This is a genomic window from Mycobacterium sp. NGS51, assembly GCF_059812525.1.
Genome location: NZ_JCALCV010000006.1, coordinates 92,946 through 117,483, shown reverse-complemented (window position 1 = coordinate 117,483; position 24,538 = coordinate 92,946). Strand labels below are relative to the sequence as shown.

16 protein-coding genes, 1 tRNA gene and 1 pseudogene are annotated in these 24,538 nt (G+C 65.6%); 10 read left to right on the top strand and 8 right to left on the bottom strand.

Features of this window, described 5'->3' with window-relative positions; genetic code table 11:
• Window positions 1-31: 31 nt before the first annotated feature.
• Complete coding sequence (locus AC5Y5W_RS09800) at window positions 32-1,183, top strand: lipocalin-like domain-containing protein (protein ID WP_500010423.1); 1,152 nt, start codon at window positions 32-34, stop codon at window positions 1,181-1,183.
• Here the strand turns inward: AC5Y5W_RS09800 and AC5Y5W_RS09795 are convergent.
• Window positions 1,180-2,319 (bottom strand): aromatic ring-hydroxylating oxygenase subunit alpha, encoded by a 1,140-nt coding sequence (locus AC5Y5W_RS09795; protein ID WP_500010422.1) that lies wholly within the window; start codon window positions 2,317-2,319, stop codon window positions 1,180-1,182. The genes AC5Y5W_RS09800 and AC5Y5W_RS09795 overlap by 4 nt on opposite strands.
• A gap of 82 nt (window positions 2,320-2,401) precedes the next feature.
• Complete coding sequence (locus tag AC5Y5W_RS09790; protein ID WP_500010421.1) at window positions 2,402-3,640, bottom strand: serine/threonine-protein kinase; 1,239 nt, start codon at window positions 3,638-3,640, stop codon at window positions 2,402-2,404.
• 299 nt (window positions 3,641-3,939) lie between these two features.
• On the opposite strand from AC5Y5W_RS09790, the gene AC5Y5W_RS09785 reads away from it, so the two are divergent.
• The 4 genes and pseudogenes from AC5Y5W_RS09785 (at window position 3,940) to AC5Y5W_RS09770 (ending at window position 16,391) form a co-directional block, all read left to right on the top strand.
• The gene (locus tag AC5Y5W_RS09785) at window positions 3,940-4,662 is read left to right on the top strand and encodes a DUF1906 domain-containing protein (RefSeq protein ID WP_500010420.1); all 723 of its coding nucleotides are present in this window, start codon (window positions 3,940-3,942) and stop codon (window positions 4,660-4,662) included.
• Between the two features lie 493 nt (window positions 4,663-5,155).
• A complete protein-coding gene (locus tag AC5Y5W_RS09780) occupies window positions 5,156-14,371 on the top strand; it encodes a fatty acid synthase subunit beta domain-containing protein (RefSeq protein WP_500010419.1) in 9,216 nt (3,071 codons plus the stop codon).
• Window positions 14,372-14,435: 64 nt separating this feature from the next.
• The gene (gene acpS / locus AC5Y5W_RS09775) at window positions 14,436-14,831 is read left to right on the top strand and encodes a holo-ACP synthase AcpS (protein WP_500010418.1); all 396 of its coding nucleotides are present in this window, start codon (window positions 14,436-14,438) and stop codon (window positions 14,829-14,831) included.
• A 184-nt stretch (window positions 14,832-15,015) separates the two neighbouring features.
• A pseudogene (locus AC5Y5W_RS09770) lies at window positions 15,016-16,391 on the top strand (dipeptidase).
• Here AC5Y5W_RS09770 and bcp read toward each other — a convergent pair.
• Window positions 16,342-16,815 carry a thioredoxin-dependent thiol peroxidase gene (bcp, locus tag AC5Y5W_RS09765; RefSeq protein ID WP_500010417.1) on the bottom strand — a complete coding sequence of 158 codons (474 nt, stop codon included), beginning with the start codon at window positions 16,813-16,815 and terminating at the stop codon, window positions 16,342-16,344. The pseudogene AC5Y5W_RS09770 and the gene bcp sit on opposite strands and share 50 nt — an antisense overlap.
• A 163-nt stretch (window positions 16,816-16,978) precedes the next feature.
• On the opposite strand from bcp, the gene AC5Y5W_RS09760 reads away from it, so the two are divergent.
• On the top strand, window positions 16,979-17,206 hold the full coding sequence (locus tag AC5Y5W_RS09760) for a DUF3618 domain-containing protein (protein ID WP_499884437.1): 228 nt from the start codon (window positions 16,979-16,981) through the stop codon (window positions 17,204-17,206).
• Window positions 17,207-17,257: 51 nt separating this feature from the next.
• Here AC5Y5W_RS09760 and AC5Y5W_RS09755 read toward each other — a convergent pair whose 3' ends face one another.
• The 4 genes from AC5Y5W_RS09755 to AC5Y5W_RS09740 form a co-directional block, all read right to left on the bottom strand.
• Window positions 17,258-18,463, bottom strand: coding sequence for an NAD(P)/FAD-dependent oxidoreductase (locus AC5Y5W_RS09755; protein ID WP_500010416.1), 1,206 nt, complete (start codon window positions 18,461-18,463; stop codon window positions 17,258-17,260).
• Window positions 18,464-18,467: 4 nt separating this feature from the next.
• Window positions 18,468-18,656, bottom strand: coding sequence for a ferredoxin (locus AC5Y5W_RS09750; protein WP_499884435.1), 189 nt, complete (start codon window positions 18,654-18,656; stop codon window positions 18,468-18,470).
• The gene (locus AC5Y5W_RS09745) at window positions 18,653-19,624 is read right to left on the bottom strand and encodes a metal-dependent hydrolase (RefSeq protein ID WP_500010415.1); all 972 of its coding nucleotides are present in this window, start codon (window positions 19,622-19,624) and stop codon (window positions 18,653-18,655) included. Before AC5Y5W_RS09745 ends, AC5Y5W_RS09750 begins: the two co-directional genes overlap by 4 nt.
• Before the next feature lie 265 nt (window positions 19,625-19,889).
• A tRNA-Lys gene (locus tag AC5Y5W_RS09740) sits at window positions 19,890-19,962 on the bottom strand.
• A gap of 142 nt (window positions 19,963-20,104) precedes the next feature.
• Here AC5Y5W_RS09740 and AC5Y5W_RS09735 point away from each other — a divergent pair.
• Complete coding sequence (locus AC5Y5W_RS09735; RefSeq protein ID WP_500010414.1) at window positions 20,105-21,319, top strand: L,D-transpeptidase; 1,215 nt, start codon at window positions 20,105-20,107, stop codon at window positions 21,317-21,319.
• Window positions 21,320-21,338: 19 nt separating this feature from the next.
• On the opposite strand, the gene AC5Y5W_RS09730 is transcribed toward AC5Y5W_RS09735, so the two are convergent.
• Window positions 21,339-22,019 (bottom strand): hypothetical protein, encoded by a 681-nt coding sequence (locus AC5Y5W_RS09730; RefSeq protein WP_500010413.1) that lies wholly within the window; start codon window positions 22,017-22,019, stop codon window positions 21,339-21,341.
• 205 nt (window positions 22,020-22,224) lie between these two features.
• On the opposite strand from AC5Y5W_RS09730, the gene AC5Y5W_RS09725 reads away from it, so the two are divergent.
• The 3 genes from AC5Y5W_RS09725 (at window position 22,225) to AC5Y5W_RS09715 (ending at window position 24,312) form a co-directional block, all read left to right on the top strand.
• Entirely contained in the window at window positions 22,225-22,452 is a 228-nt protein-coding gene (locus tag AC5Y5W_RS09725) for a hypothetical protein (RefSeq protein WP_500010412.1), read from the top strand.
• A 272-nt stretch (window positions 22,453-22,724) separates the two neighbouring features.
• A complete protein-coding gene (locus tag AC5Y5W_RS09720; protein ID WP_500010457.1) occupies window positions 22,725-23,024 on the top strand; it encodes a helix-turn-helix domain-containing protein in 300 nt (99 codons plus the stop codon).
• On the top strand, window positions 23,014-24,312 hold the full coding sequence (locus tag AC5Y5W_RS09715) for a type II toxin-antitoxin system HipA family toxin (protein ID WP_500010411.1): 1,299 nt from the start codon (window positions 23,014-23,016) through the stop codon (window positions 24,310-24,312). The genes AC5Y5W_RS09720 and AC5Y5W_RS09715 overlap by 11 nt, the downstream gene beginning before the upstream one ends.
• Window positions 24,313-24,538 lie beyond the last annotated feature (226 nt).

The window sequence follows — 24,538 nt, the reverse complement described above, 5'->3', positions numbered from 1 at the left end:
CGGGTCGCCGCAAGAACCGAGTGAGGCCGCCGTGAAATCCGACTGGCGTGGCTACCCGTTCCAGTTGGTGCCCGATGACAGCATGCTGGAATTCCCCGCCGCCGAAGGGCAGCACGCTGACCACGAGTCGGATACCTGGTTCATCGCCGGGGAATTGACCGCGGCAACTGGACGATCATTTGCGTTTCTGACCATCTTCAACAGGAACCGTCCCGGTAAGACAGTGGTCGCCGACTTTTACACCATGGCGCTATTCGACTGTGACACAGGCACATACGGCACCTATACTGACTACGACATGCCGCCGGCCAACGTGAACACGGACGCGCCCCCCAAGTTATCGGCCGTCGACGGGTATCTCGACATCCAATACCGAAGCAGCGCCGGCACCGCGGAGTGGACGAGCCGCCGCGGCGATGACGGCAACCTGCTGCCCTACACCTATCGACTGACTCTGGTCGGCACCGACCAAGCGGGTCAGTCGATGGCGCTGGACTTGACCGTCACACCCACCCGACCGCCGGTACCGCTGGGCGCGTCAACCTACAACGGCCGCATCGCCTGTTTCGGCCAGCACGACACCTATTCGTATTTCCAGACCCGGATGGCGATGACCGGAAGCCTGCGCTGGGGCGACGTCCGCGAACAAGTCAGTGGCAGCGCCGGTCATGTCGATCGCCAGTGGTTTCCCCGCTATGCGGGCGGCGGTGGAACCGGCGGAGATCCACGCGCCCGCTCACACGAATGGCGAACGATCAACCTGGACACCGGTGTGGATTTGAGCATCTGGCGACAGTTCGACCGCACCAACAACAACGCCCTGCAACCGTTCTCGGGTGTGACCGTCAGCTATCCAGAAGAGCAACCGCAGTGCGCCGAGGATGTCGAGGTCGTGATCGAGAGTTATGTGCGCTGGCCGGATTCAGTTCGCTCACTGGTACCGCCGCTGGCCGCCGACCGGTTCATGCCCGATCGCCACCGCCTCAGCTGCGCCACACTGCAACTGGATCTGGTGGGCGAGCCGCTGGTGCCCGCCCCGGCGCATGCCCTGCCGATCGAATACATGGAAGGGCCATACCGCTACCACGGCACCTTCCGCGGAGAGCCGGTGAGCGGCTTCGGGTTCTACGAGCGCTCGCTGGCACTCTACCGCGACTGGGAACTGGCCGACGTACACGCCTAGAACGAGGCGAGCGCATCTGCCCAGCTGAGGTGACGATGTTGCAGCCCGGGCTCGTTGCGGCCGAACAACAACTGATCGCGCACACCGGACTCGAGGTTGGCTTGCAAGCCTTCCACAAGCCGGTAATCCTCGTCCCGGACCGTGGCGTGCGCGTAGTCGAAGACAGCTTGCGCGCCGGCGGCGACGGATTCGTCGGCGAGCTCCAGCGGTGTCGAGTTCTGGTGGACAGTAATCGATCTGCCCGGCTTGTCGCCCGGGTAGATGCGAAACAGCTCGCCGTTGGCGATCGTCACCGACAACACGATGTTGGGAAACAGTGCATAGATCACCACCATGTTCTGGAACGGGTCCCACTGGTCTTCGGGAACGTTCTCCAGATCGAGGATTGAGTTGAGCGGAAAAATCAACCGGTGGTGCGGGCCGAACGCATCGAAGACCGTGCAGTTGCTGCGTGCGATGGTGGCGAACGTCTGTCGGTGCACGGTAGCGAAATGGTAGTTCTCCGAAAAGGTGTCGACGGCGAGCTTCCAGTTGATCGGGGAGTCGAGCACCTTCTCGCCCAACGGAGACCACCGTCCGATGCCCCACGAGTCGAGTTCCTCGGCCAGCGAACCTAGATGTTCGGCGACATCCAGCGTCGCGCCCGGTTCGAGTGACACCCACAGGAATCCGGCGAACTCGGTGGCCGCCAACTCCGTGAGCCCGTCCGACTTCACATCCACGGTAGGAAAGCCTTCGCGACCGGGCACCGCCACCAGCCGCCCAGCGTTGTCATAGGTCCATGCGTGGTAGGGACAGGTGAACCGTTTCGCGCTGCCGCAGCCACTCGCCACTTGCGACTGGCGATGTAAGCAGACATTGTTGAACGCCTTGACCGTTCCATCGGAGATCCGCGTCAGCAGGATCGAGCGCCCCATCACGGTCTTGGTGCAGTAGGAGCCCGGGGACGGCAACTCGGAGACGTAGCCGACCAGCTGCGGGCTGGCCAGCAGCATCGCCACATCGCGCTCGTGACGGTCGCTCGAGGTGTAGTCGAGCGCGTCGACGGTATGTACGGCCGGGGCAAGGTCGGTAGTCTTGTCCCGCGCCAACTTCACTGCACGTCGGGTCAGGTCGATGAGCTGGTCGCGGTCCATGCTCTTAGTACACACCTTGCGACGGTCGTAGGGTCACGGCCTTGACTGGAATCGCGCCCGGCCGCATCCGCGGTCCGCCCAGCTACTTGAGCCGTAGTCCCGGCTCGTGTGATGGCAATGGCGTGGGCGTAGCGGTGGTAGCAGGGGAGGGTGTCACCGATGACGGGGGCTGTTGCTCACCTGGGAAGAGCCACGTCACGAAGATGAAGGTTGCGGCCACCGCCAGTGTCACGACGACCAAGGTGAGGACGACTGCCCTCCGTATTGGGTGACGTCGACGCAGCTGCCGCCGCTGCCACGGGGCTGGCATCTCCTGCGTTGGGCGCCAAGAGTCAAGCCAGCCCGTTTCGCGCGCACCCGATAGATGTCGGGCCGGCCGCGTAGGGACGGCCTCGGGGGGCCGTCGTGCAGTGACGGGGTTGGGCGCGGCGCGCGCCTGCCTGGTGGCCGCATCAGTGTGCGCTTTTGTGGGAGCAGATGAAGCGGCAGCGCAGGGATCGAGCGCGTTGGCGAAGTCCTGACAACGCGGGAATCTGTCGGCGGGGTCCTTGGCGAGGGCGCGGAAAAGGGCGGCGTCGAAACCGGCAAGCTCCGGCCTGACCTCACTCATCCGCGGCGGCGGCTCGTTGAGGTGCTTGCCGATCATTACGGCCGGGTTGCTGCTTTGGAACGGTGGCGAACCGGTTAACAGGTGAAACGCTGTCGCGGCCAATGCATATTGGTCGGCCCGCTCATCCACTGGATGGCCCATCAGCTGCTCGGGTGCGGCGTAGCTGACGGTGCCGACAGTGGTGTCCGTCTGCGTCAATCCGCTGATGTCGTCGAGGCGACGCGCGACACCGAAATCCGCCAGCAGTATTCGTCGTTTCCCACATTTGGGCCGGCTCAGAAGAATGTTGCCCGGTTTGACATCCCGGTGGCACAACCCGTGACTGTGGGCATAGTCGAGAGCTTCGCCGATCGCGCGAATGATCTCGACAACCTCGCTAGGCGGCATCCCGGTCGGATAGCTGTCGCGCAACAGTCGAGCGGTGTCGGCGCCGTCGACATAGTCCATCGAAATCCATAACCGGCCGTCGGACTCACCCCGGTCATGCAGCCCCACGATGTGTGGGTGCCACAGTGTCGCCGCCAAGTCGGATTCTCGGTTGAACCGCTCGCGGAACTCGGGGTCAGCCGATACGTCTGCCGCCAGAACCTTGAGTGCTTCCCGGCGCGGTAACCTCGGGTGCTCGGCCAGATAGACCTCACCCATTCCGCCGGTGCCAATCAGCCGGATAATCCGGAATCCAGCAGCCGTTGCGCCATTCGTTAACGCCACGGGCAGATTTCCATCAGTAGGCGTGCTCTCCATCCGCTATCTGCAGGTAGGGGACAGCACGATGCGCTGGTATCGGCCGTTGGTGCACGCCTCGTGACCTCGACCCCCAAGGAACAGTTCCGAAGTCGTCCAGAAAAGGTTCCTAAGCGGCGCGCCGCCCCCGCAACCGCTGTTGTATACCCGCCGCGGGCCGGTTAAACCCACGCCTGTCGCGCCCGGGCTGACCAGCCGACACCAGATACAGCTGTGACCCGTGGCGTCAGTGTGGTTAATGATGCATTTGTCGTACTCTGTGACTCGTGTCAATATCTCGGCGCGACGTGCTCAAATACGCGGCCGCGACGCCGGCTCTGCTCGGTTTGGGCGCCGGCTGTTCCGCAGTGTGCGCCGCCGTCGCCTCGGCGAGTCAGCTGGGCATCCTGCTCGACTATGCGGCCGGGGTCATCCCGGCCAGCGACATCAAGGCCGCGGGTGCGGCCGGGTCCATCCGCTACGTCTCGGATCGCCGGCCCGGAGGCGCCTGGATGCTGGGCAAGCCGATTCAGCTGCCCGAGGCACGTGACCTCTATCAGGGCGGTCTCAAGATCGTGTCGTGCTACCAGTACGGCAAGCAGGACACCGCCGACTGGCTGGGTGGCCAAAACGCCGGCGTCGCTCATGCCAAGCGTGGATGGCAGTTGCACACCGCCGCGGGGGGGCCGGTGGGCGCTCCGATCTACGCCTCAATCGACGATGACCCGTCCTATGAGCAGTACAAACAGCAGGTCGCACCGTATCTGCGCGGCTGGGAATCCGTGCTCGGCCACCAGCGCACCGGCGTCTACGCCAACTCCAAAACGATCGACTGGGCGCTGCAGGACGGCCTGGGCTCGTATTTCTGGCAGCACAACTGGGGCTCGCCGAAAGGTTTCACCCATCCGGCTGCCAGCCTGCACCAGGTCGAGATCGACAAGCGCAGCGTCGGCGGCGTCGGGGTGGACATCAACAACATCGTCAAGCCGCAATTCGGGCAGTGGAACTGAGCCTGGTCGCCGGCGTCGCAACACTGTGGGCAAAGCTGACTCGCGGGTAAGTTCCAGCAAACTTCCGGCGCGCCCTCGGGTTCCGCTGATCGCCAGACGACCAGACAACCGGCGCAGTCACACGCCGACGCCGCAGCTCAGATTTTGCGCATAACGATTTAATAACAATACTGCCGTGATCTGCACTGTTGTGCCTACTCGACCGTAACCACCTGCATGCAGCAGGTTTGGTCCAGACGCTTTCGGGCGCGGTTCGACGGCGTGTTACCCACGTAACCATTACCCGCGCGTAGAACTCGCTAGTAACCGATCGGCACAGGAAAACGCACCGGTTCTTATGACACTCTTATTGCAGCCGACGCTCGATTTCGGCGCCCCGGTGATGGGCGAGTCAGTCGAGTAGGGCCGGGGATTCCGACGGGGACTCAACGACACCCAGGGCAGCGCCGCTCTGACACCGCAGCGATACGAGCATTACAGGGAGATTGGCAACGTGACGATCCACGAGCATGACCGGGTGTCCGCCGACCGCGACAAGATGACCGCGCAGGCCACGCAGGGCGCTCATGCTCTCGTCGATCGTCTGACTGCCGGCGAGCCCTTTGCCGTCGCGTTCGGCGGCCAGGGCAGCGCCTGGCTGGAGAGCCTGGAAGAGCTGGTGTCCTCGGCCGGTATCGAGTCGGAGTTGACGACGCTGGTCGGCGAGGCGCATCTGCTACTCGAACCGGTCGCCGATGAGCTGGTGGTGGTGCGTCCGATCGGCTTCGAACCGCTGCGTTGGGTCCGCGCGCTGGCCGCCGAGGATCCGATTCCTTCCGCCAAGCATCTGACCTCGGCGGCAGTCTCGCTGCCCGGCGTGCTGCTCAGCCAGATTGCCGCCGTGCGCACACTGGCGCGCCAGGGCCTCGACCTGTCCGGCAACCCGCCAGTGGCGCTGGCCGGACACTCGCAAGGCGTGCTGGCGGTTGAGGCGCTGAAGACCGCGGGTGCACGTGATATCGAACTGCTGGCGCTGGCGCAGTTGATCGGTGCGGCCGGCACGTTGGTAGCTCGCCGGCGCGGCATCTCGGCGCTGGGGGACCGCTCGCCGATGGTGTCGGTGTCCAACGCCGACCCCGACCGCATCCAGCGGTTGCTCGAAGAGTTCACCCGAGACGTCCGGACCGTGCTGCCGCCGGTGCTGTCCATCCGCAACGGCCGGCGCGCCGTCGTCATCACCGGGACTCCCGAGCAGCTGTCACGGTTCGAGCTGTACTGCAAGCAGATCTCGGAGAAAGAGGAAGCCGACCGCAAGAACAAGATTCGCGGCGGCGATGTCTTCGCGCCCGTCTTCGAGCCGGTGCAGGTCGAGGTGGGTTTCCACACGCCGCGGCTGGCTGATGGCATCGACATCGTTGCCGACTGGGCCGAAAAAGTAGGCCTGAATGTCGACTTGGCCCGCGCCATGGCCGAGTCCGTGTTGGTGAAGCCCGTCGACTGGGTGGAGGAGGTCGCTTCGATCCACGACGCCGGGGCTCGCTGGATTCTCGACTTGGGGCCGGGCGACATCTTGACCCGCTTGACCGCCCCGGTCATCCGCGGCCTGGGTATCGGGATCGTGCCCGCGGCCACCCGCGGGGGTCAACGCAATCTGTTCACGGTCGGCGCCGTCCCTGAGGTGGCGAGGGCTTGGTCGAGCTACGCGCCTTCGGTGGTCAGCCTGCCCGACGGGCGAGTCAAGCTCTCAACGAAGTTCACCCGGCTGACCGGCCGCTCGCCGATCCTGCTGGCGGGTATGACACCGACCACCGTCGATGCCAAGATCGTCGCTGCTGCCGCCAACGCGGGCCATTGGGCCGAGCTCGCCGGCGGTGGCCAAGTCACCGAACCGATCTTCGACGACCGCATCGAGGAGCTCACCGGCCTCTTGGAGCCGGGCCGCACGTTCCAGTTCAACGCGCTGTTCCTCGACCCGTATCTGTGGAAGCTGCAGGTCGGCGGAAAGCGGTTGGTACAGAAGGCCCGTCAGTCCGGCGCCCCGATCGACGGACTGGTCGTCAGCGCCGGAATTCCCGAACTGGAAGAAGCCGTCGAACTGATCGACGAACTCAACGAAATCGGGATTACTCACGTGGTGTTCAAGCCGGGCACCGTCGAGCAGATCCGCTCCGTGATCCGCATCGCCACCGAGGTGTCGACCAAGCCGGTGATCATGCACATCGAGGGCGGCCGCGCCGGCGGTCACCACTCCTGGGAAGACCTCGACGACCTGCTGCTGACCACCTACTCCGAACTGCGATCGCGGCCCAACATCACCGTCTGCGTGGGCGGCGGCATCGGCACCCCCGAGCGGGCAGCCGAATACCTGACCGGACACTGGGCCGCGTCCTACGGCTTCCCGCTGATGCCGGTTGACGGCATCCTGGTCGGCACTGCTGCGATGGCGACCAAGGAGTCGACCACCTCGCCGTCGGTCAAGCGGATGCTGGTCGAGACGCAGGGCACCGACCAGTGGATCAGCGCCGGAAAAGCGCAGGGCGGCATGGCTTCCAGCCGTAGCCAACTCGGCGCGGACATCCACGAGATCGACAACACCGCCTCGCGGTGCGGCCGCCTGCTCGACGAGGTCGCCGGAGATGCCGAAGCGGTGGCCGCCCGCCGCGACGAGCTCATCGCCGCGATGGCCAACACCGCCAAGCCGTACTTCGGTGACGTCGCCGAGATGACGTATCTGCAGTGGCTGCAACGCTACGTCGAATTGGCGATCGGCGCCGGCGATTCGACCGCCGACACCGCGTCGCCCGGCAGCCCGTGGCTGGCCGACACCTGGCGTGACCGTTTCGAACAGATGCTGCAGCGAGCTGAAGCACGTTTGCACACGCAGGACTACGGCCCAATCGAGACGTTGTTCAACGACGAGCGGCTCCTGGAAAACGCCAACGAGGCCATCGCCGTTCTTCTTTCGAGTTACCCCGACGCCGAGACCGTCCAGCTGCACCCGGCCGACGTGTCGTTCTTCGTCACGTTGTGCAAGACGCTGGGCAAGCCGGTCAACTTCGTGCCGGTCATCGACAAGGACGTACGGCGCTGGTGGCGCAGCGATTCGCTGTGGCAGGCACACGATGCCCGCTACGACGCCGACCAGGTCTGCATCATCCCGGGCACCGCCGCGGTGGCCGGTATCACCCGGCTCGACGAGCCGGTCGGGGAGTTGCTGGACCGCTTCGAGCAGGCCGCCATCGACGAGCTGTTCTCGGCCAACGGGCAACCGGAGTCGGTGACCGCACGCCGCCAGGGCCGCGCCGATGTGAGTGGGCCGTTGGCTGTTGTGCTCGACGCCCCCGACGTGCTGTGGGCAGGTCGCGCTGCCACCAACCCGGTGCACCGCATCGCCGATCCGGGCGAGTGGCAGGTGCACGAAAACCGCACTGCCACACATCCGTCCACCGGAGCGCGGCTGCACACCGACGGTGATCAGGTTGTGCTGAGCGTGCCGTTATCTGGCACCTGGATCGACATCCGGTTCACCTTGCCGGCCGCCACCGTCGACGGCGGCACCCCGGTGGTCGACACCGACGATGCGGCGAGCGCGATGCGGTCGGTGCTGGCCATCGCTGCGGGGGTCGAGGGGCCGGACGCACTGCCGCCGGTGCACGACGGGACGGCCACCGTCACCGTGGGCTGGGACCCCGAGCGAGTGGCCGACCACACCGGCGTCACGGCCACCTTCGGCGAGCCGTTGGCGCCCGGCCTGACCACCGTGCCCGACGCACTGGTCGGCCGTTGCTGGCCCGCGGTGTTTGCCACCATCGGCTCGGCCGTTACCGACACCGGGGTGCCGGTGGTGGAGGGCCTGCTGAGTCTGGTGCACTTGGATCATGCCGCGCATCTGGTCGGGCAGCTGCCCACCGTTCCGGCCGAATTGACCGTTACCGCAACGGCTTCGACGGCCACCGACACCGAGGTCGGCCGGGTGGTTCCGGTCTCGGTGGCGGTCGCGAGTTCAGACGGCACGGTTTTGGCCAAACTCGAGGAGCGGTTCGCAATCCGCGGCCGCACCGGGGCGGTCGAGCTGACCGACCCGCAGCGGGCCGGTGGCGCGGTGTCCGACAACGCCACCGACACCCCGCGGCGCCGTCGCCGCGACGTCGCGCTGAGTTCGCCGGTCGACATGCGGCCATTCGCGGTGGTCTCCGGTGACCACAACCCGATTCATACCGACCGGGCCGCCGCGTTGTTGGCGGGCCTGGAATCGCCGATCGTGCATGGCATGTGGCTCTCGGCCGCGGCGCAGCACGTGGTGACCGCTACCGACGGGCAGGCCCGACCACCGGCCCGGCTGATCGGCTGGACCGCGCGTTTCCTGGGCATGGTGCGCCCGGGTGACGAGGTGGACTTCCGGGTCGACCGGGTCGGAATCGACCAGGGTGCAGAGGTTGTGGAGGTCAGCGCAAAGATTGGTCCGGATCTCGTCATGTCGGCGACGGCCCGGCTGGCCGCGCCCAAGACGGTCTATGCCTTCCCCGGCCAGGGTATTCAGCACAAGGGCATGGGCATGGACGTCCGGGCCCGATCCAAGGCCGCCCGCAAGGTGTGGGACGAGGCCGACAGGTTCACCCGTGACACGCTGGGCTTCTCGGTGCTGCACCTGGTCCGCGACAACCCGACCAGCATCATTGCCAACGCCGTGCACTACCAACACCCCGACGGCGTGTTGTTCCTGACGCAGTTCACTCAGGTGGCGATGGCGACGGTGGCAGCCGCCCAGGTTGCCGAGATGCGTGAGCAGGGCGCATTTGTCGAAGACGCCATCGCGTGCGGCCACTCGGTCGGGGAGTACACCGCGCTGGCCTGCGTCAGTGGCGTATTCGAACTCGACGCACTGCTGGAGGCCGTGTTCCACCGCGGCTCGAAGATGCACGACATCGTGCCGCGTGACGAGTTGGGCCGCTCCAACTACCGGCTGGCCGCCATCCGCCCGTCGCAGATCGATCTGCCCGACGCCGACGTGCCTGGATTCGTCGCCGAGATCGCGGCGAATACCGGTGAGTTTCTTGAGATCGTCAACTTCAACCTGCGCGGCTCGCAGTACGCGATCGCCGGCACGGTGCGCGGTCTCGAAGCGTTGGAAGCCGAAGTGGAGCGGCGCCGCGAGATCACCGGCGGCAAGCGCTCGTTCATTCTGGTGCCGGGCATCGACGTGCCGTTCCACTCGCGTGTGTTGCGAGTCGGTGTGGCCGAATTCCGCCGGTCGTTGGAGCGGCTACTGCCGCGCGACAAGGATCCCGACCTGATCGTCGGGCGCTACATTCCCAACCTGGTGCCGCGGCCGTTCACCCTGGACCGCGACTTCATTCAGGAGATCCGGGATCTGGTGCCTGCCGAACCGCTGGACGAGATCCTCGCCGACTACGACGCCTGGCGGTCCGAGCGGCCCAGCGAGATGATGCGCACGATCTTCATCGAGTTGCTGGCCTGGCAGTTCGCCAGCCCGGTGCGCTGGATCGAAACGCAGGACCTGCTGTTCACCGAAGAGGCGGCCGGCGGTCTGGGTGTGGAGCGGTTCGTCGAAATCGGGGTGAAGTCTTCGCCGACCGTCGCCGGATTGGCCACCAACACCCTCAAGCTGCCCGAATTTGCCCACAGCACAGTGGAAGTGCTCAATGCCGAGCGCGACGCCCCCGTGCTGTTCGCCACCGACACCGACCCCGAGCCGGAAGAAGCGGACGAGGCGGTTGCGGATTCCGAGGTGGCCGCACCGGTGACCGCAGAGGCGGCGCCCGTTCCCGCCGCGCCAGCGCCCGCGACCTCGAGTGGCCCGCGGCCCGACGACCTCTCGTTCGACGCCGCGGACGCCACACTGACGCTGATCGCGCTGTCAGCCAAGATGCGCATGGACCAGATCGAAGCGCTCGACTCCATCGAGTCGATCACCGACGGTGCGTCCTCACGACGTAACCAGCTGCTGGTCGACCTGGGCTCGGAGCTGAACCTGGGCGCCATCGACGGCGCCGCCGACGCCGACCTGGCCGGGCTGCGATCACAGGTCACGAAGCTGGCCCGCACCTACAAGCCTTACGGGCCAGTGCTTTCCGACGCGATCAATGACCAGCTGCGCACGGCGTTCGGCCCGTCGGGCAAGCGGCCGGCTGCGATCGGCGAGCGGGTGAAAAAGACCTGGGAACTCGGCGACGGTTGGGTCAAGCACGTCACAGTGGAGGTCGCACTGGGCACCCGCGAGGGAACCAGTGTCCGTGGCGGCGCGCTGGGCAACCTGCATGAGGGCGCGTTGGCTGACGCCGCGTCGGTCGACAAGGTCATCGATGCCGCGGTCGCTGCGGTGGCTGCGCGGCAAGGAGTTGCGGTGGCGCTGCCATCCTCCGGAGCCGGCGGTGGCGCGACAGTCGACGCGGCTGCGCTGAGCGAATTCACCGACCAGATCACTGGCCGCGACGGCGTGCTGGCGTCGGCGGCCCGTCTGGTGCTCGGTCAGTTGGGCCTCGACGACCCGGTCAGCGCGCCCGCGGCCGCTACCGACGCCGAACTCATCGATCTGGTCACCGCCGAACTGGGTTCCGACTGGCCGCGGTTGGTGGCGCCGGTATTCGACGCCAAGAAAGCCGTCGTCTTCGACGACCGCTGGGCCAGCGCACGTGAGGATTTGGTCAAGCTGTGGCTGGCCGACGAGGACGAGGTCGATGCCGACTGGACCCGGCTTTCCGAGCGGTTCGAGGGTGCCGGACATGTTGTGGCGACGCAGGCGACCTGGTGGCAGGGCAAGTCGCTGGCCGCCGGACGTCAGCTGCACGCCACGCTGTATGGGCGGATCGCCGGCGGCGCGGAGAATCCCGATAAGGGTCGCTACAGCGACGAAGTTGCCGTGGTCACTGGCGCGTCGAAGGGCTCGATCGCCGCATCGGTGGTTGGACGGTTGCTCGACGGTGGCGCTACCGTCATCGTGACCACATCGCGGCTGGACGACGAACGGCTGGCTTTCTACCGCCAGCTGTATCGCGACCACGCCCGCTACGGCGGTGCGCTGTGGGTGGTGGCCGCCAACATGGCGTCCTACTCGGACATCGACGCGTTGGTCGACTGGATCGGCACCGAGCAAACCGAAAGCCTTGGGCCGCAGTCGATTCACATCAAGGACGCCCAAACCCCGACATTGCTGTTCCCGTTCGCGGCACCCCGCGTCGCGGGTGACCTGTCGGAGGCCGGGTCGCGCGCCGAGATGGAGATGAAGGTGCTGCTGTGGGCCGTGCAGCGGCTCATCGGTGGCCTGTCGGGCATCGGCGCCGACCGGGACATCGCGTCACGGCTGCACGTGGTGCTGCCCGGCTCACCGAACCGCGGCATGTTCGGTGGCGACGGCGCGTACGGCGAAGCCAAGTCCGCGCTCGACGCCGTGGTGACTCGTTGGCACGCCGAATCGTCGTGGGCGCAGCGAGTCAGCTTGGCGCATGCGCTGATCGGCTGGACTCGCGGCACCGGTTTGATGGGCCACAACGACGCCATCGTCAGCGCCGTCGAAGACGCTGGCGTGACAACGTATTCCACCGACGAGATGGCCGGCATGCTGCTGGGGCTCTGCGACATCGAGTCCAAGGCCGCTGCCGCCCAGTCGCCGATAAAGGTGGACCTGACCGGCGGGCTCGGCGACGTCGAACTGGACATGGCCGAACTGGCCGCCAAAGCTCGCGAAGAGACAGCCACCGACGCGACGGCCGACGACACCACGCCTGAGGGCACCATCGCTGCGCTGCCATCACCGCCGCGCGGCTACCGCCCGGCGCCGCCCCCGGAATGGGACGACCTCGACGTCGACCCGGCCGACCTGGTGGTGGTCGTCGGTGGCGCCGAGCTCGGCCCGTACGGTTCGTCGCGGACCCGGTTCGAGATGGAGGTCGAAAACGAACTGTCGGCGGCCGGAGTGCTGGAACTGGCCTGGACCACCGGACTGATCCGTTGGGAAGACGACCCGCAACCGGGTTGGTATGACACCGAATCCGGTGATCTCGTCGACGAAGCTGAACTCGTCGAGCGCTACCACGACACCGTGGTGGAACGGGTCGGGATCCGCGAGTTCGTTGACGACGGCGCGATCGACCCTGACCACGCCTCACCGCTGTTGGTGAGCGTGTTCTTGGATAAGGACTTCGCGTTCGTGGTGTCCAGCGAGGCCGACGCTCGCGCGTTCGTCCAGTTCGACCCAGACCACACCGTCATCCGGCCGGTGCCCGACTCCTCCGATTGGCAGGTGATCCGCAAAGCGGGCACCGAAATTCGGGTGCCACGCAAGACCAAGCTGTCCCGGACGGTTGGTGCGCAGATCCCGACCGGCTTCGACCCGACGGTGTGGGGCATCAGCCCCGACATGGCGACGTCGATCGACCGGGTGGCGTTGTGGAACATCGTGGCCACAGTCGACGCGTTTCTGTCTGCCGGGTTCACCCCGGCCGAGCTGATGCGTTACGTGCACCCGACACTGGTGGCCAGCACTCAGGGCACCGGGATGGGCGGCATGACGTCCATGCAGACGATGTACCACGGTAATTTGTTGGGCCGCAATAAGCCGAATGACATTCTGCAGGAGGTATTGCCGAATGTCGTTGCAGCCCATGTGATCCAGTCCTATGTCGGCAGCTACGGCTCGATGATCCACCCTGTCGGCGCGTGCGCGACCGCGGCGGTGTCGGTTGAGGAGGGTGTCGACAAGATCCGGCTGGACAAAGCCGAATTGGTCGTCGCCGGCGGGTTCGACGACCTGACGCTGGAAGCAATCATGGGGTTCGGCGACATGGCGGCCACCGCCGACACCGGCATGATGCGCGGCCGGGGCATCAGCGATGCGAAGTTCTCCCGGCCGAACGACCGGCGCCGGCTGGGCTTCGTGGAAGCCCAGGGCGGCGGCACGATCCTGCTGGCCCGTGGCGATCTCGCGGTCAAGATGGGGCTGCCCGTGCTGGCCGTGGTCGGTTACGCGCAGTCGTTCGGCGACGGGGTGCACACCTCGATTCCGGCACCTGGGCTCGGTGCGCTGGGCGCCGGACGTGGCGGCAAGGATTCGCTGCTGGCCCGTTCGTTGGCCAAACTGGGCGTCGGCGCCGATGACATCGCGGTGATCTCCAAACACGACACCTCGACACTGGCCAACGACCCCAACGAGACGGAATTGCATGAGCGGCTTGCTGATTCGCTCGGACGTTCCGACGGGGCGCCGCTGTTTGTCGTGTCGCAGAAGAGCCTGACCGGACACGCCAAGGGCGGTGCGGCGGTCTTCCAGATGATGGGGCTGTGCCAGATCCTGCGCGATGGGGTCATTCCGCCCAACCGCAGCCTCGATTGCGTCGACGACGAGTTGGCCGGGGCCGCGCACTTCGTGTGGGTGCGAGACACCTTGCGGCTCGGCGAAAGGTTCCCGCTCAAGGCCGGGCTGGTCACCAGCCTCGGATTCGGGCACGTGTCGGGTGTGATCGCGCTGGTGCACCCGCAGGCGTTCCTGGCGACGCTGAGCTCCGAACAGCGGGCGGAGTATCAGCAGCGCGCTGACGCTCGGGTATTGGCCGGCCAGCGCCGACTGGCCTCGGCGATCGCCGGTGGCCCGCCGATGTATGAGCGGCCCGCCGACCGTCGCTTCGACCACGCGGTGTCCGAGAAGCGGCAGGAGGCCGCGATGCTGCTCGACGCGGCGGCCCGCCTGGGCGATGACGACATCTACATCCGATAGCCTCGGTGCCTATGAGCCGCGCCTGCGACGATGCAGAGCGAAGCGATGAGGAGGAGCGGCGCCAATGAGCATCGTCGGAGTGGGGATCGACGTGGTGTCCATTCCGGAGTTCGCCGACCAGGTCGACCAGCCGGGGACGGTGTTCGCCGAGACCTTCACACCGGGTGAGCGGCGCGACGCCTCCGACAAGAGCTCCTCGGCGGCGCGGCACTTAGCCGCACGCTGGGCCGCCAAGGAGGCGGTGATCAAGGCGTGGTCGGGCTCGCGGTTCTCCCAGCGGCCGGTGCTGCCGGAAGGTATCCACCGCGACATCGAGGTGGTCACCGACATGTGGGGGCGACCGCGAGTGCGGCTGACCGGGGCCATCGCCAAACACTTGGCCGAGGTGACCATCCACGTGTCGCTGACCCACGAAGGCGACACCGCCGCCGCGGTCGCGATCCTCGAGATGCTCGGCTGAGCAGACGCAGACTCGCACGAATTCTGGCCGAACCGTGCGAGTCTGCGTCTGCTCGCGAGCCCCTCGCGCGAGCCCCTCGCGCGAGCCCCTCGCGCGAGCGTGCGGGTCCCCGGCCGACACGCCGAGCTGATCTCCGGTTCTGCGCACGCTCGCGACTCGCTGGCCGCGCACTAACCTCGGAACCATGAGTGAACTGGTCGAAGAGGTCCGCGAGCTGTTGCCGTCGGTGCGCCGTGACCTGGAGAACCTGATGCGGATCGAATCGGTGTGGGCCGACCCGGCGCGGCGCGGCGAGGTCCACCGCAGCGCGCAAGCTGTCGCGGACTTGCTGTCGCAGGCCGGTTTTGGCGATGTGCAGATCGTCAGCGCCGACGGTGCGCCCGCGGTCATCGCCCGGCATCCGGCGCCGCCGGGAGCGCCCACCGTGCTGCTGTACGCGCACCACGACGTCCAGCCTGAAGGCGATCCAGCCCAGTGGGCGTCACCGCCGTTCGAGCCGACCGAACGCGACGGCCGACTCTACGGACGCGGCAGCGCCGACGACAAAGCAGGCATCGCAACGCATTTGGCGGCATTTCGGGCGCACGACGGCAACCCGCCAGTGGGCGTGACGGTGTTCGTCGAAGGCGAGGAAGAGTCGGGCTCGCCGTCGCTGGGTCGGCTGCTGGCCGACCATCGCGACGTATTGGCCGCTGATGTGATCGTGATCGCCGACTCGGACAACTGGAGCACCGACGTCCCGTCGTTGACGGTGTCGCTGCGCGGGCTCGCCGACTGCGTGGTCGAAGTGGCCACCCTCGACCACGGGCTGCACTCTGGGCTGTGGGGCGGCGTGGTTCCCGACGCGCTAAGCGCGCTGGTGCGCCTATTGGCCAGTCTGCATGACGACGACGGAAACGTTGCCGTGGCCGGACTGCACGAAAGTACGGCAGCCGCAGTCAATTATCCCGCCGAGCGAGTACGCGTCGAAACCGGCTTGCTGGATGGTGTGACCGAAATCGGATTCGGTTCGGTGCCACAACGGCTGTGGGCTAAACCGGCGATCACGGTAATCGGCATCGACACCACAACCGTTGCGGCGTCGTCGAATACGCTGATCCCGCGCGCTCGGGCCAAAGTCAGCATGCGGGTCGCGCCCGGCGGTGACGCCGCCGCGCACCTCGACGCGCTAAGCACCCACCTGGAACAGCATGCGCCGTGGGGCGCTCAGGTGACCGTCACCGCCGGCGATGTCGGCCAGCCTTATGTCGTCGATGCGGACGGGCCGGTCTATGACGCCGCACGCGCGGCATTCCGCCAGGCCTGGGGCGCCGAACCGGTCGAGATGGGAATGGGCGGCTCGATCCCGTTCATCGCCGAATTCGCCGCCGCCTTCCCGCAGGCGACGATCCTGGTCACCGGCGTCGAAGACCCGGCCACACAGGCGCACAGCGTCAACGAGAGCCTGCACCTCGGGGTGCTGGAGCGGGCCGCGACCACCGAAGCGCTGCTACTGGCCGCACTGGGCGATCTACACCGATAGGTCGCGCCGCAGCTTGGCTACGTGGCCGGTGGCCTTGACGTTGTACTGCGCGACGGCGATCTTGCCCTTCTCGTCGACGACGAACGTCGAGCGGATGACACCGTGGACGGTCTTGCCGTACATCTTCTTCTCGCCGTAGGCGCCCCAGGCGCTCAAGACCTCGCGGTCGGGATCGGACAGCAACGGAAACGTCAAACCCTCGGCGTCGCGGAACTTGACCAGCTTGGCCGGCTTGTCGGGGGAGATGCCGACGACGTCGAGTCCCGCGCTGTTGAGCTCCCGCAGGTTGTCGCGGAAGTCGCAGGCCTGTTTGGTGCAGCCGGGGGTCGACGCCGCCGGATAGAAGTAGACGACGACGCGACGGCCCTTGTAATCGGCCAGCGACACCGTGTTGCCATCGGCGTCGGGGAGGCTGAAGGCGGGCGCTTGGTCGCCGGGCTGCAGGCGTGCGGTGTCGGTCAACGCGATCCCTTTCTTTTCACCGGCGCATCGACGTCGGCACCGGCTGGCTGGGTCACCGCGTGGCGACCCGCTGCGCCCGGCTTCGCTGTGCTTGCGGTCGCCACTAGGGTAGTTCGGTAGCACCCGGGCCAGGCCGGTGGTGCGGGAGGACAGGGAGGACAGCGTGGCGGACCGGGATCCCGACACCATCAAGCAGGAGATCGACCAGGCCCGCGACCAACTGGCCTCGACCGTCGATTCATTGGCCGAGCGGGCCAATCCCCGCCGCATCGCCGACGACGTCAAAGCCGGAGTGGTCGCCTTCGTCAAGAAACCCGCGGTCGCGGTTTCGCTGGCCGGGATTGGGGCGCTCGCCGTCGTGCTGGTGGTCCGCAAAATCCGCGATCGCTGACCGGAGCAGAAGCCGCAGCGCTACAGGACCGTTCGCACTAGCCCGTAGTTGTTAAGCCGAACGCCTCGGCGGAAAGTCAGCACGCTTGTGGATGGCATCGAGATAGGCATGCGCCCGCCCTGGAATCGTTGCCAGCACCGCGATGGTGCGACCGCCTCGCCCGTATGCCGCGACGAATTCCCTTGCGTCGGGATCGCCTTCAACGACCTCGAATGCGTCGTAATCGGTTGTTACACCGAGCATCTGAAGCTTGACGTCATATTGATCGGACCAGAAATAGGGCACCTCATCGTAAGTCTCGGCGCCTTCGGGGCCTGCCAACAGCGTGCGAGCCGCCGCTGCGCCCTGACGTCGCGCGTCGTCCCAGTGTTCTGTACGCAGGTAGCGGTCATATAGCGGATGCCACCATCGCGCTACGTCACCTGCAGCGACGACGTCTTTGGCGTCTTCGGCGGCGCCGGTGGCATCGCAGACCACCCCGTCGTCCACACGCAATCCCGAGCCGCTGAGCCAGTCGGTGGCCGGAGTCACGCCCAGGCCGATGATGACCAGATCGGCCGGGACCTGCGACCCATCAGTGAGCCGAACCGCCTCCACTCTGCCGTTACCGACGATTTCGTCGACGCCGACGCCGACCCGCAAGTCCACGCCATGTCGGCGGTGCAATTGGCCCCAGCGAGCTGCCATCTCGTTACCCAGCGCGGCCAGCAACGGGCCGGCGGCTCGTTCGACGAGCACCACGTCCAGCCCCAGCGATCGGCAACTCGCGGCGACCTCGGCACCGATAAATCCGCCGCCGACCACGACAACCCGGGGACGTGAATCCAAGCGTTCCCGAATCGCCAGGCAATCCTCGACGGTGCGCAGCAGCAACACGCCATCGGGAACCGGGCCGCCCGGCCATTGGCGCGGGAGCGCGCCGCTGGCGATCACCAGTCCGTCGAATTCCAACGACAAGTCTTGGTTCTCGTCGCGCAGATGGACGGTGCGGGCGGACATGTCCAACTTGATCGCCGACGCGCCTCTCAGCACGCGCGCTTCCAGTTCGAATTGAGGTGCAAGGTCGACGCCCGCCCTATGCACCTTTCCGGTGAGCAGCTTCTTCGAGAGCGGCGGCCGATGGTAGGGAGCGTGCCGCTCGGCACCCACGATTGTCAGGGCGCCGTCATAGCCGTCCTGTCGGAGGGTCTCCGCCGCTCGTGTCCCCGCCACCCCGGAGCCGACGACGACAACCTGCCTCAGCTGGCGACCGGGCATCGGGTCAGTCCTTTACTGTGATCGCTTGGGTGGGGCAGGACACCTCGGCACCTATCAACTGTTGTCGCAGCTCCGCGCGCGGCTCCTCTTGGAGGAGGTGGAGGCCGTCTTCTTGTACGTCGAAGACTTCGTGGCAGATGCTCATGCAAACGCCGTTGCCATCGCAGGTGTCGAGATCCACCGAAACCTTCATCGAACCGTGGTCCTTTCCGCCGACTCTTCGGAACCGGTGATGCCCCGGGAGCTGTCGGGTCCCTCTAACTTTCCTTGGGCGCGCGCTCGCTCGCGCGCGGCTTTCGCCGCCGGCGAGTAGTTCAGGTAATCGACCGCCATCTGGGTGGACGCCTCGTCGTTTGGATGATGGCTGGGCCGCATATACCGGACGGGCGTCGTTACGAGAAGCTTCCATGGCCCCGGCAACCGGTATTCGCGGGCAGCCCAGAGCCAGTCCCGCCAGCGCCACTTGCGATCAATGGTCGGGTCCTGGGCCATCAGGTAACGAGCTCCCGCAATCCACCAGCCGATGAATAGCGGCGCGGTGAACAACATCGAGAACGCCCTGATCCAATAGTTCCCGCAGACATGCTGGTAGACATCGAATACCAGCGAGCGATGCTCCACCTCTTCAGCGCCATGCCAGCGCAGCAAGTCGAGCATCATGGGGTCAGTACGCGCATAGTCCAGACCCCGGTTCGTCAGCACCCACTGGCCCAGCATCGCCGTGAAATGTTCCAGCGCCGCCACATCGGCCAGGCGCCGGTACAGCCACCATCGCTTCAACGCCGGCGGGAAGAACTTGGGCGGATCACCCAACATCACCGACAACGTCCTGCCCAGCCGATCGGTATACGGCTTGGTCTCGATGCCTTGTTCGGCTAAATGGTCCAGCACTACTTGGTGCGCCCAGGCATGCCAGGACTCCTGCTGAATGAACGGTTTGATGGCCGCTTCCAACTCCGGATCGTCCACCAGCGACGACGCCTCCAAGACCGCCTTGATGAAGTGCCGCTCGCCCTCGGGGAGCAACAAATGCAAGACGTTCATCATGTGCGTCGAGAACGGGTCATCGGGCACCCAATGCAGCGGCGTCTCCGACCAGTCGAAACGGACCATTCGGCGATACTTCGGGTGTCCCTCGTGGTGAAGTTCGACCTCTGGCATCAGAAGCTCCTCCCGCCGGCCGATGGCAACCCCGGCCCCATCGTTCTTTGAAGGCACGGTCGAGCTGAGGGAAATGCGCCGAGGCGGATCTCCGAATTGCACCGTCCGCGTTGGGCACGGCGCTGCTTGGACCGTTCCACCCGCCGTCTACCCACCCGGGCGGGCGGTTATGCGTACCGGTTGATGCCGGATTCCTGGGAGCTCTCTATTGAGACGAATGACTGCGACCGATAGCTGTTGATATCGCTATCGACACGGGAGTAAGTGCGCCGTCAGGGTTTCGAACCCCGGACCCGCTGATTAAGAGTCAGCTGCTCTACCAACTGAGCTAACGGCGCTTGGATCGTTCTAGACACGCCACAATAACAACTTGCCGCCGTCGGGTGAAATCGCCGACAGTAGGCACTGCGGTCGTGCGTGCAGCACCTAGACTACTGGGCAGTAGTACTGGGTCGGTGGGCCACAAGGGGACAAAGCCAGATGTCAGGTGATTCGATGACGCGCGCGCGTCGCCGTCGGCGCTGGGTGGCAGCGCTGATGGTGCCGCTGGCGGTGTTCGGCGTCGCCGCCTGCAGCAGCGACGGCAACACGCCGCCGGCGAACGTCATCTTCGACAAGGGCACGCCTTTTGGTGACCTGCTGGTTCCCAAGCTGACCGCCTCGGTGACCGACGGCGCCGTCGGCGTTGCGGTGGATAACCCGGTGACGGTGAGCGCTGACGACGGCGTGCTGGCTTCGGTCACCATGGTCAACGAGAACGGCAGGTCGATCGGCGGTCAACTGAGCCCGGACGGCGTGCACTGGAAAACCACCGAGCAGCTTGGGTACAACCGGCGCTACACGATCACCGCCAAAGCGCGCGGTCTGGGCGGTGTGACGACCCGACAGCTGAGCTTCCAGACCCATTCACCGAAGAACCTGACGATGCCCTACGCCGTGCCGCGTGACGGTGAGGTGGTCGGCGTCGGCCAAACGGTGCACATCCGATTCGACGAGAACATCGCCAACCGGGCCGCCGCCGAGAAAGCCATCGCGGTGACGACCGATCCACCCGTGGAGGGTGCGTTCTACTGGCTGAACAATCGCGAAGTGCGTTGGCGGCCAAAGGAATACTGGAAATCCGGCACCGCAGTCGACGTGGCGGTTAATACCTACGGCGTCGACTTGGGCGACGGCGTGTTCGGCGAGGACAGCATGAGCACGCACTTCACCATCGGCGATGAGGTCATCGCGACCGCCGACGACACCACCAAGATGCTGACTGTGCGGGTCAATGGTGATGTCGTCAAAACGATGCCGATCTCGATGGGCAAGGACAGCACACCCACGGCCAACGGTGTCTACATCATCGGCGAGCGGTTCGCGCACATGATCATGGACTCATCGACTTACGGCGTTCCGGTCAACTCGCCCAACGGCTATCGCACCGAGGTGGACTTCGCCACTCAGATGTCCTACAGCGGCGTCTACGTCCATTCCGCGCCATGGTCGGTGGGCGCGCAGGGCCACAGCAACACCAGCCACGGCTGCCTCAACGTCAGTCCCAGCAACGCCCGCTGGTTCTACGACCACACCAAGCGCGGCGACATCGTCGAAGTCCTGCACACCGTCGGCCCGACGCTTCCGGGCACCGAAGGACTGGGCGACTGGAACATTCCCTGGGATCAGTGGCACGCCGGCAACGCCAAGACCTGACGGCCGCTCATCTGACCGGCTACAGCCCGACGCCATCGGGCTCGCCCGTCCCGGTCTGCATGTCGAGATAGCCGGATAACTCCTCGCGCAACTCGGACGTGAAGATGCCGAGCTGCCGCCGTGACGCTCCGGCCCCGGCACGCGCATCGCGCTCGGCAGTCAGCGACCGACCCCACAAGCCCGCGCAGGCGGTGATCATCGAGTCGCGGTCGAGCCCAAGGGCGGCGGCGGTCTGTCCGTCGGCCCGGGCATAGCCAGCGGCCGTGACGACTTCCGCGTCGCTGCGTCCAGCGAGAGCGAAGCGCGGGGGAGTGACCGGCGCCTCGGCGAACAGACTGGCCGGCGGCACCCCGGCCAAGGCCTGCCGCACGCCATCGCCGTCGATCATCACGCCCTCGGCCAGCGTGATCGGAGTCTCGGAAACGACCAGATCGGCCAGTGTGACGCGGGAGTCGGGCTGCGCGAGTCGGTCGAGCGCTGCGCAAATAATGAGGTAGAGCGCCAAAGACCCGGTTACCTCGCCTCGCTCGAAAGCAGCGACGCGCAGGTAACTCCAGGGAAAGCCCAGCGCCGTGACTTCGCGGGCCAGCTGGTCATGTGTCGCGCCCAGGACCTCGGAGCGGATGCGACGCACGTTTGCGCCGACGACGGCCACCAGCGGCCGGGCGGCGTCTGCGGGATCGGTTGCGGCGGTGCTCACGTCTCGAAACGTATCCAATCTGCGAGTCGTTCTAGACAGCCTGCGTGATTTCAGCTACCTTAGTACTGGATACGAAGACGTATCGGAATCTAGAGGCATCCTGACTACTTCATGGGGTGCCTCAGCGCCAATGTTCGACGGACTTTTCGCCGGGCAGGGGGATTGGACGACAACACGCACGCAGTATCGAACGAAAGGCGAACGAATGATGATTCCCACCAGGCAGCCGCACACAACCCCACTCGGTCTGAACGTGATGGCCCTATTGCTCGTGTTGGCGGCCCTGGTAGTGGCATTCGGTTGCTGGTTCGACGACGAAATCCATCGTCATACCGAACGCAACGGCGCGGCGTACCACGGTCTGTCCGGCGTCGCCGACACCGGCCACGCGTTGGGATCACTCATGGCATTCGGCGACGCAGCCAATAACTGACTGAGGCAACGGATCGACCCAATGCGGGGCGTCTCGCGGCGGTGAGGTGCCGTGGTCGGTCGGCGCGCAGGCCACAGCAATACCGGCCACGGTTGTTTCAACTGGCCATGCGGTGTCGGCGGTAGGCGCCACCGTAGCGACAACCCCGGGTGCTGCCTTCATCGCGCACTAGTAATCGTTCTGGCCAGGGAAAAGATCAGCTGAAGACGCCACCATCGGAGCATTCGGGTCAGCGATGCTCGAAATATTGATCATTTGTGCACTTCGATCTCATGATCGAAATATTGATCATTGAGACATGTCTGTCGTATGATCGAAATATGCATCATCCGGTACCGCTCGTGTACGACACCGTCGAACTCGGCGAACACATGCGGCGCGCTCGCCAAGCTCGAGGCTTTCACCAGGATGAGCTCGCTAACCGTATCGGAGTCACTCGCATGACCATCTCCCGTCTTGAGCGGGGGGAATCTGTCAGCGTCGACATAGCGCTGCGCGCGCTATCGGAGTGCGGCGTCGCGCTCGCGCTAGTGCCGAAGTTTTCCCGAGTGACGGTAATCAATGGCACGTAGGGCACTTGACGTTTGGTTGTACGGCGTCCACGTTGCCAGGTTGAGTGAGCCGCGCCGATTTCGCCTGCGTCTGGAATTCACCGATGAGGCGCTTGACACCTTCGGCGACGGGAGTCGAGTCCTGTCTTTGGCATTGCCCGTCTCGCGACAGCCCGTCCACGACAGGAACGGCGTGATGCAGGTGTCGGCATTCATCGAAGGTCTTCTGCCAGAGGGCAACCTGCGACGTCACATCGCCACCGAGGCTGGCGTACCAGTCAACGACACGATGACGCTATTGGAACGGGTAGGCGCGGAATGTGCCGGCGCTGTGCAGATCCTCGCCGACGGCGCAGACCCCGGCGTCGGCCAAGTCCGCCGGTTGACCAAGCAGGAGGCCGACACTCTTATCGCGGACCTGCCGACCTACCACCTGCCCGAGGGCACCACACCACAGGCATCGCTAGCCGGCATTCAGGACAAAGTGCTGTTGGTGGATCTCCTCGACGGCTGGGGCTGGCCTGAAGCCGGTGCGGCCTCGACGCACATCATCAAGCCTGAGCCACTCGGCGGCGCCGTGAAACATCTGATTCAGACGGAAGACTGGGCGTTACGAGTGGCGCGTGGGGCAGGCATAAATGCTGCGGAGGCGCGTTTAGAGCGGTTCGAAGAGCGCGAGGCCATTGTCGTTGTCCGTTATGACCGAACCCCTGAAGGCAACCGGCTGCATCAGGAGGATTTCTGTCAAGCGCTAGGTCTCGATCCTCAGGCCAAGTACGAAAGCACCAGCGAAGCAACCCGTTTAGGGTCGAGGCTACGACGCATAGCGCGCGTGGCCGCACCAAGGGCGCTGGACCCCGACGGGTTTCGATTGGCGTTGCTGAAGGCTGTGACGTTTAACGTCGTGATTGGTAACGGTGACGCTCACTCCAAAAACTATTCGGTGATGATCAGTCGCGATGGGAGCGTGTCCCTGGCTCCGATCTACGATGCCGCCCCCGTGATGTATCTGGATCCCGCCTTCAAGGGCACAGGTCATGTGATCAACGGTAAGACGAGTATCGACGACATCAACGTCGATGACCTGACCGCCGAAGCGGCATCTTGGGGCATGGGGATGCGGCGAGCACGTGCGGCGATACAGTCATGCATGGAGCGCGTATACAGCTCGGTCGAGCGCGTCGCGCTTCCATCGGGAGCCGAGTCGGTCAAGTCGAACCTGGATCAGTTGTGGACCCGACGCTCGTGGCCGTCAGTGTCTTTGGAATCGGGAGATTCCGATTCCACCTTGGACGGCGCCGGCCCGTAAGAGCCGTTGCGTTTCGGTACACCGCCTTGACTTCCCTGGGCGCCTTACATCATTCGACCAGGTCGACGCTCGGCGGTCGTATCCCGTCGTTGCTGAAGGCCGGCAGGAGGTGTGTGAAGGCGGGCAGTAGGTTTGTCGGATCTCCATGCCAGGGCACCGCGAATGTCGTGTTCGTGGGTGAGGGCATCGAAGACAAGCTGGCATGCGGATGCTTCCAGAGCGAGCC

Excerpts from the sequence above, each read along its gene's own strand:
- AC5Y5W_RS09795 (WP_500010422.1), bottom strand. The coding sequence starts at position 2,319 with ATGGACCGCGACCAGCTCATCGACCTGACCCGACGTGCAGTGAAGTTG.
- acpS (WP_500010418.1), top strand. The coding sequence starts at position 14,436 with ATGAGCATCGTCGGAGTGGGGATCGACGTGGTGTCCATTCCGGAGTTC.
- AC5Y5W_RS09755 (WP_500010416.1), bottom strand. The coding sequence starts at position 18,463 with ATGCCCGGTCGCCAGCTGAGGCAGGTTGTCGTCGTCGGCTCCGGGGTG.
- AC5Y5W_RS09750 (WP_499884435.1), bottom strand. The coding sequence starts at position 18,656 with ATGAAGGTTTCGGTGGATCTCGACACCTGCGATGGCAACGGCGTTTGC.
- AC5Y5W_RS09745 (WP_500010415.1), bottom strand. The coding sequence starts at position 19,624 with ATGCCAGAGGTCGAACTTCACCACGAGGGACACCCGAAGTATCGCCGA.
- AC5Y5W_RS09735 (WP_500010414.1), top strand. The coding sequence starts at position 20,105 with ATGTCAGGTGATTCGATGACGCGCGCGCGTCGCCGTCGGCGCTGGGTG.
- AC5Y5W_RS09725 (WP_500010412.1), top strand. The coding sequence starts at position 22,225 with ATGATGATTCCCACCAGGCAGCCGCACACAACCCCACTCGGTCTGAAC.
- AC5Y5W_RS09720 (WP_500010457.1), top strand. The coding sequence starts at position 22,725 with ATGATCGAAATATTGATCATTGAGACATGTCTGTCGTATGATCGAAAT.
- AC5Y5W_RS09715 (WP_500010411.1), top strand. The coding sequence starts at position 23,014 with ATGGCACGTAGGGCACTTGACGTTTGGTTGTACGGCGTCCACGTTGCC.